Source organism: Alloscardovia omnicolens DSM 21503 (assembly GCF_000420505.1).
Lineage (GTDB): Bacteria > Actinomycetota > Actinomycetes > Actinomycetales > Bifidobacteriaceae > Alloscardovia > Alloscardovia omnicolens.
On the sequence record NZ_ATVB01000031.1, the window covers coordinates 1 to 6349 of the forward strand.

The 6349-nt window shown below is 41.8% G+C and carries 5 protein-coding genes, 1 tRNA gene and 1 pseudogene; 3 read left to right on the forward strand and 4 right to left on the reverse strand.

Annotated features, from left to right (window positions below; translation table 11 throughout):
• Window positions 1-539: 539 nt before the first annotated feature.
• On the reverse strand, window positions 540-944 hold the full coding sequence (mscL, locus tag G464_RS0108040) for a large conductance mechanosensitive channel protein MscL (RefSeq protein WP_022857424.1): 405 nt from the start codon (window positions 942-944) through the stop codon (window positions 540-542).
• A gap of 397 nt (window positions 945-1341) precedes the next feature.
• Here mscL and G464_RS10235 point away from each other — a divergent pair.
• Window positions 1342-1776 (forward strand): annotated as a pseudogene (locus tag G464_RS10235) (AlbA family DNA-binding domain-containing protein); the annotation flags it as partial.
• A 5-nt stretch (window positions 1777-1781) separates the two neighbouring features.
• Window positions 1782-2525 (forward strand): ATP-binding protein, encoded by a 744-nt coding sequence (locus G464_RS10240; RefSeq protein WP_208853782.1) that lies wholly within the window; start codon window positions 1782-1784, stop codon window positions 2523-2525.
• 368 nt (window positions 2526-2893) lie between these two features.
• Here G464_RS10240 and G464_RS09525 read toward each other — a convergent pair whose 3' ends face one another.
• From G464_RS09525 to cps2T, 3 genes are all read right to left on the reverse strand, one after another.
• Entirely contained in the window at window positions 2894-3553 is a 660-nt protein-coding gene (locus tag G464_RS09525) for a hypothetical protein (RefSeq protein ID WP_022857425.1), read from the reverse strand.
• Window positions 3534-4490 (reverse strand): glycosyltransferase family 2 protein, encoded by a 957-nt coding sequence (locus tag G464_RS0108055; RefSeq protein ID WP_021618719.1) that lies wholly within the window; start codon window positions 4488-4490, stop codon window positions 3534-3536. Before G464_RS0108055 ends, G464_RS09525 begins: the two co-directional genes overlap by 20 nt.
• Before the next feature lie 78 nt (window positions 4491-4568).
• Window positions 4569-5867: a beta 1-4 rhamnosyltransferase Cps2T gene (cps2T, locus tag G464_RS09530; RefSeq protein WP_021618720.1), complete on the reverse strand. Its 1299-nt coding sequence runs from the start codon at window positions 5865-5867 to the stop codon at window positions 4569-4571.
• A 66-nt stretch (window positions 5868-5933) separates the two neighbouring features.
• Here cps2T and G464_RS0108065 point away from each other — a divergent pair.
• Window positions 5934-6007 (forward strand) — tRNA-Gly (locus G464_RS0108065).
• The last annotated feature ends 342 nt before the right edge of the window (window positions 6008-6349 follow it).

Below are 6349 nucleotides of genomic sequence, written 5' to 3' on the forward strand. Positions count from 1 at the left end.
GTGTCAAGACATCGCCCGGTGTGAAGATGGTTTGGTTTATTTTCTTTTGTTGTCATGGGTGAACAACCCTAGTCATATACGCGCAACCGATATGCCACTTTTGAAACCATTTTTGCCCATCAAAACTGGCATAACAGGTGTATGAATCGGTTAAACCAGTATATGTGAGAGCAATAGCTCTCCAAATTTAACGCAGAGTGAAGCCTGATTGCGAGAAACAGCCGCTAGTCACACACCCGCAACCTACAAACCCCGCGAAACTCCAACCAGCAGAAAATTTAGACGAACCAGCGTTAATACCATCTAGAAAAGGTCGTATACGTTGCACGTAGGCTGCACTATCAATTTTCACGCGAAATTATGTTGATTAAGAATACAGCTCCCGTTAAGTCTAAGGACTAAGCAAAACGTTGAAAACAGAGAACAAGTCACCAAGCTTATGCTGAATACAATAATCCCTCCCCAGCAAAAGCGTAAAACACGTTATTCTCGTGTTCGAAATACTTCAGCCAGAGAGGGATTACTCTATAAGCTAGCTACTAGTCCTTCTGAGCCTTGAGCAGGTCGCGAATCTCCTGCAAAGTAGCTAACTGAACTTCTTCAGCGCTTGGCTCAGCAGCAGCTTCTTCAGCAGCTTCCTGCTTAGCAGTCATATCCTTAAGCTTACTCATAGGCAAAACGATGAAGAAGTAAACAGCAACAGCAATAATCAGGAAGTTAATCAGAGCAGTCAAAATAGCGCCGAAAGAAATAGTTGCACCATTAAAAGTGAACTTCAACAAATCAGACATATCTGGCTTGCCGAAAATCATAGCTACCAATGGGTTGATGAAGTTCTCAACAATAGAAGTAACTACAGCGGTTACTGCGCCACCCATAACAACACCGACTGCCATATCAACAACGTTGCCGCGGGAAATAAAATCTTTAAAACCTTTAATCACGTTTCTCTCCAAAAGATATTAGTTTGACGAACGAGGAGATATTTCTCGCACACCTGTTCCATCGACTTATTCTACTGGATATGTTCTAAGAACTCGAGATGTCCTTAAGAGATGTGCCATGATTAACATCACACACTCTGTAATAATATTTGGCAGAGAATAATCGCGCGATTTTCGCGTGATTATCATTTTCCCTCCTATTTTTCCTCTTCATAAACTGCTTAAAATCAACAAAATTTTGAGTGTTTTCAAAACAATTTTTTCGCGCGATATTCGTACGAAAAAATTGTAAAATAGTCATTTAAAGATAGGAGGAAAGCGTAGAACTAAGATCTGAAGGAAAAAGTTTAGAGTATAAAAAGCCAAGAATGCGCTTCCTGATTCTTTCTGGGAAACTTACTCTGCTTTCGCTAATACCAACGGCGGAAAAATCATTTTAGGAATTGATGAGAAAAATGAAGATCCATATCAAGGAGTAAATAATCCTCAGAAAATCCGAGATGATTTGTTTGCTCTAGCTGCGAATAAACAAAAAGTCAGCTGTAATTTGTTAACAGATAATGACATTGAGTATGTAGACATCCCTGGTAAAAATCGCCAACTCATGGTGATAACTATAAGAGAAGCTAGTAGTGACCAAAAGCCTGTCCATCTAAAGAATGATTTTAGACAATCTTATAAAAGACTAGGAGAGGACGGCGTTAGACTCGACAGAGAAGAACTAAAATATCTTATGGTAAGTTCTCACGATGATATTGATAGCGAACTCCTAACTAACTACGACGAAAGCGACCTTAATATCGAAACAATTGAAGACTATAAAAACTATTAATCGATTTGAGCGGAAATAACAAGTATATCAATATGCCGCTCAGAGCCTTCTTAACTGAAATTGGTGTGTTTAAGAAGGATAGAACTGACGGCACTTATAAATTGACAGCAGGCGGATTGCTATTTTTTGGAAAAAATAATTCCATTATTTCTCGTTACCCTAAATTCCAATTAGATTACTTTGAAAAAGATAACTCGTTTTCTGCAAGGTGGGATGACAGAGTTTCGACCGGAGATATGATGTATCCCGATTTGAACATGTATGATTTCTTCAAACTAACATATAAGAAAATAACCGCTACAACAAACGATAGATTCGAGCTAAACGACAAATCTGCACATCGTCTACCTTTTAAGAAGGATTTATCTGAATCTATACGCGAAGCGTTAGTCAACTGCCTAATGCACGCTTATTATGACTTCGATTCTCCAATTATCATTACCTCGTATAATGATTTCTACGAATTTAAAAATCCTGGCAAGATGAAAGTCTCTATCCCAGAGTTTATACATGGAGGCACATCAAAAACACGAAATAGTACAATTTCATCATTATTCAGAAGAATAGGAATGTCTGAAAAGGCCGGTTCAAGAGGACCTAAAATTTTTGACATGTCTGAGAAGTACAAGTTAAAAATTCCAGAAGTCACAACCACTTTCGATAGTACTATTGTTACTATTTGGAAAATTGATTTGCTATCTTCATACGAAGATGTAACGAGGATGAAAAAACCATTCTCAAGTTTATAATCGAGAATGGAAACATTAGCAAAAATGATGTAATTGAAAACACCCTAATGACAGAGTATAAGTTCAGAGAAAACTTAAAAGCTCTTCTTGGGAAAAATATATAGAAATAGTGAGCAAAGGACGTTCAACTAAATATGTACTCCCCCAGAACCTCATCTGAACAATATCATCTCATCAAGCAACAAATTAAAAATCTTGGTGATTTTATAGGGAAAAACTAAAATTCAGTTATTTTAACTCTCCGATTCATGTATCTTTAGATTAAGGTGCAGGGGTCATACATACTGACGTATGCCCCCTGCACTCGTCGCTCATATTTTTACGGCACACAACAGAAGAACGCCCTACACCCAAGTTTTCCCGATCGTCTAAATAAAACCGCCGAACATCGCCACAATCAAACCGCCAAGTTCAACCACGAAAAAAAGCGTTAATGCTGCCCAGCTGCGCGTAAAAACATTCAAAGGCGAGGTCTTTTTAATAAAAATCAACGTTGTTATATACACAACGAGGAAAAAACCTAAAGCGCCCATCGCACAAATAATACCGGCGTTAATACCGTTCGCATAAACGCTGCTCGATCCGAAAATAACTTTCGTCCCCCACCAATATTTCGTAGACAAAATGGACAGTCCCGACAATAGCTGTTCAACAGCAAAAGCAAAATACGCCAACACTCCCCAACTGCACCATCGAGATTCAATCACAGCAATCAGCAAGGAAATCAAAGTAATAGTCGTCACGCACCAACTAATCAGCGCCCATCCTACCGGCTGAACGCGCGAAAGGAACCAAATAGCATCAGCTGTGTGATGAAAAGCAATGTCGCGACCAATACCGTACGGAATCGTTAAAACGGCAAGAAGAAGAACCGCAACGCACGCATATTTCCAAGGATTTGAACGCTTAACTGCACGCTGAGCATCCGCAATAGAAATCTGCTCAACTGTAGAAGTTGCAATAATCGCATCGACCGCAACAGTTTGCTTAGCCGATTGCTTGAAACGTTTATTTTTCTTCTTTACCATGACCATAACCCCATCTGGTTGCAATCAAAATCCAAAAGAAAACGGATGTGAGGAACTTATTTTTGCGCAACTGAAAACGCTTTATTATGCATAGGCGCTGAAGGAAAGGTTGCTCGAGAACGTGAATATAAGCATGCATCAAGCGCTGATTTTCCTGCGAAATATTTTCGCGTTCCTGTTCAAGAACATACTGTGCTTGCTTTTGCGAAGATGTAATAAGCCACCAATTTTTCTTGATCAAAGCGCAAGGATTCGAAAAAGTGGCGAACTTCTTCGACCATGTTCGCGCTCCCAAAACGTTCGCTTCATGCTGGCGATACAACTCACCCGGTTTATCAATAAAAGTTAACGTTCCCGTTGCTGTTGCACATAGGGCGAGGAACCAATCATGCATAATAATATTGTCGCTCACATTCACCCATTTTTCTGCGAGCGCGTGATTAATTAAAGCCACGCCCCCCGTAACACTGTTCTCGGTGAGTTCTTGAACAAGCTCAGTATTAGCATGTCCGGATTGGGAACGGATCATGCTGGGGTTGAGCGTTTTTAAGTTCGCATCCACAACCACAGGATCCATATAGTTCATATGAGGAATATGCTGCGGATGTTGGCGAGCCTCCTCCACTTGAGCGCGCACTTTATCTTCCAACCAATAATCATCTTGATCGCAGAAGAGATAATAGTCCGCTTTTTCGTATGTGAGCAGTTCGAAGAAGGAACGGATAACACCCACATTGGTAACGTTACCGTCGTTGATAAAACGGATACGCTCGTCTTGGGTAGCGAGAGAGCGAATAATTTCGGCTGTATTATCGCTAGAACCGTCATCGCGGATGAGAAGATTCCAATCGGTAAAACTTTGTTTTTGAATACTTTCGACTTGCTCACGCACATATTTTTCGCCGTTATATGTGGATAGAAGAATATTGACTTTCACTGTGTGTTTCCTGTGTGGGGTGGTTGGTGTTCCTTAGCGTGGGTTCGGTATCTGTATCAGCACCTTCCTGCTACCTCTCTACTCGATCTTCGTGTCAATCTTACGCTCGTCAATCTTCGTGTCGCTGTCTCTATCAGTTTGCGTGAATGGCGTAGCGCCCATAGCAGCGCTCGTTTGCCCTGTTATAAAAAGCTGCTCATATTGGCTGACAATTTCATCCCACGTGTACTCGTTCGCAATAATCTGCCGAGCCTGAACGCCAAAGGTTGCGCGCTCATCTGCAGACATCGTTTCCGCATGATTAATCACAGCATGTAGGTAGAGGGATTGATCAGCGGTTTTGTCTGCGTCATCCATACCGTCAATTTTCCAGTACAGCACTGAATTTTTCGCAACCGAATGATTAAAACTCACATTTAAGATGAGATTTAAGTCGGTGTAGCTTAAGGCTTCAAGCAGCCCTGGATTAGTTCCTCCAACCGAATGACCGTGAATATATGCAAAAGCATTTTGGCGGATGTACGTGAGCAGCTCTTTGTTGTAGACCGTACCGACAAATTTAATGCGCGGATCCGTAGTGAATTGAGTGCGCTGCTTAAGCGTCTCGAAATACGCGTTCCCCTCATGATTACAGATAATAACGAGCGGTTTTTGGGTCGTTGACTGCATGTATTCGCTGATGATGGCTTCGTAATTATTTTCCGGAACAAAACGACCAACAACCAGATAATATTCCTGTGCATTCAGATTATGCTCGCTGAACCACGCGCGAACATCCTCACTATGCGCGGTTAAATGCGTCTGTTGGGTTTCTGTGCCGTACGCAATAAATGTGCTGTTTACGCCAGGATAGTTGCGTTTCATATAGTCTTGGATGCCTTGATTATCGCTAACAATAACATCAGCATGACGCGCCATGCATTTTTCCGCGTATTTCAGATAGCTCTGCACAGGTTTTGGCCATTTTGCTCTTTTGAATTCCAGACCATCAGGGTTGACGAAAAGCAGACCACCACGTTTATGGATTTTCGTGGCATACCGCTTGACGAGAGGCCCGATAGTATTACCAAGAATGATGAATACGGGATGCGCAATTGCGTTTTTATCGACTAGACTGAGCGCGTATTCCAGGGCGAAGGTGTCGTAGGCGATGACGCGGGCAGGTCCGATTTTGGGCGGATTGATTGTGAAACAATCGGCGCCGTGGAAATCGGTGTGCGTGTGGTGGGCGGTGTTGCTTAAGCATGCGACGTGGTAAACAATCTCATTATTCTTACGATGAAGAACAAGATTTTCCACAAAAGTTTCGAAACCACCATACTGTGCAGGCAGTCCACGACTACCAATAATAAAAACATGCTGCATGATTTCCAGCATAGCAACACTCCAGCATTTAAGAAGTTTGCATTCTGTGCAGTTTTTGCTTATAGTAGTTTTTTGTCTGCGGATGTAGCTCAATGGTAGAGCCTCAGTCTTCCAAACTGATTACGCGGGTTCGATTCCCGTCATCCGCTCCACTGTCATGTGTCAAGACATCGTTCCGGTGTTTTGGCACATTTTGTTTTGTTTTTGCGTTGGTATGTGTCAAGATATCGTTCCGTTTTTGTCTGTGATGGTGGTTGCTGGTAGGAGTTTTTGATAGTTTTTTGTTTCGTCTAGTTCGAAATATCCAATGATTTGGTGAATCTGTCTATCCAGCGCGATGACATGGTTGCCATGAATCAGGAGAATAACGGGACAATTCTTACGTTTTTTACTCAACCCTAAATGCAGTATTCGTCCTTTATATCGAAGAGTGACTCGTCCATACGCGTCCACGCGATCATAGCGGACTCGATACGACACATGGTCGATATCGA

What these genes read in the sequence shown, in the direction of transcription:
- G464_RS09525 (WP_022857425.1), bottom strand. Translation starts at nt 3,553, where the DNA reads ATGGTAAAGAAGAAAAATAAACGTTTCAAGCAATCGGCTAAGCAAACT.
- cps2T (WP_021618720.1), bottom strand. Translation starts at nt 5,867, where the DNA reads ATGCTGGAAATCATGCAGCATGTTTTTATTATTGGTAGTCGTGGACTG.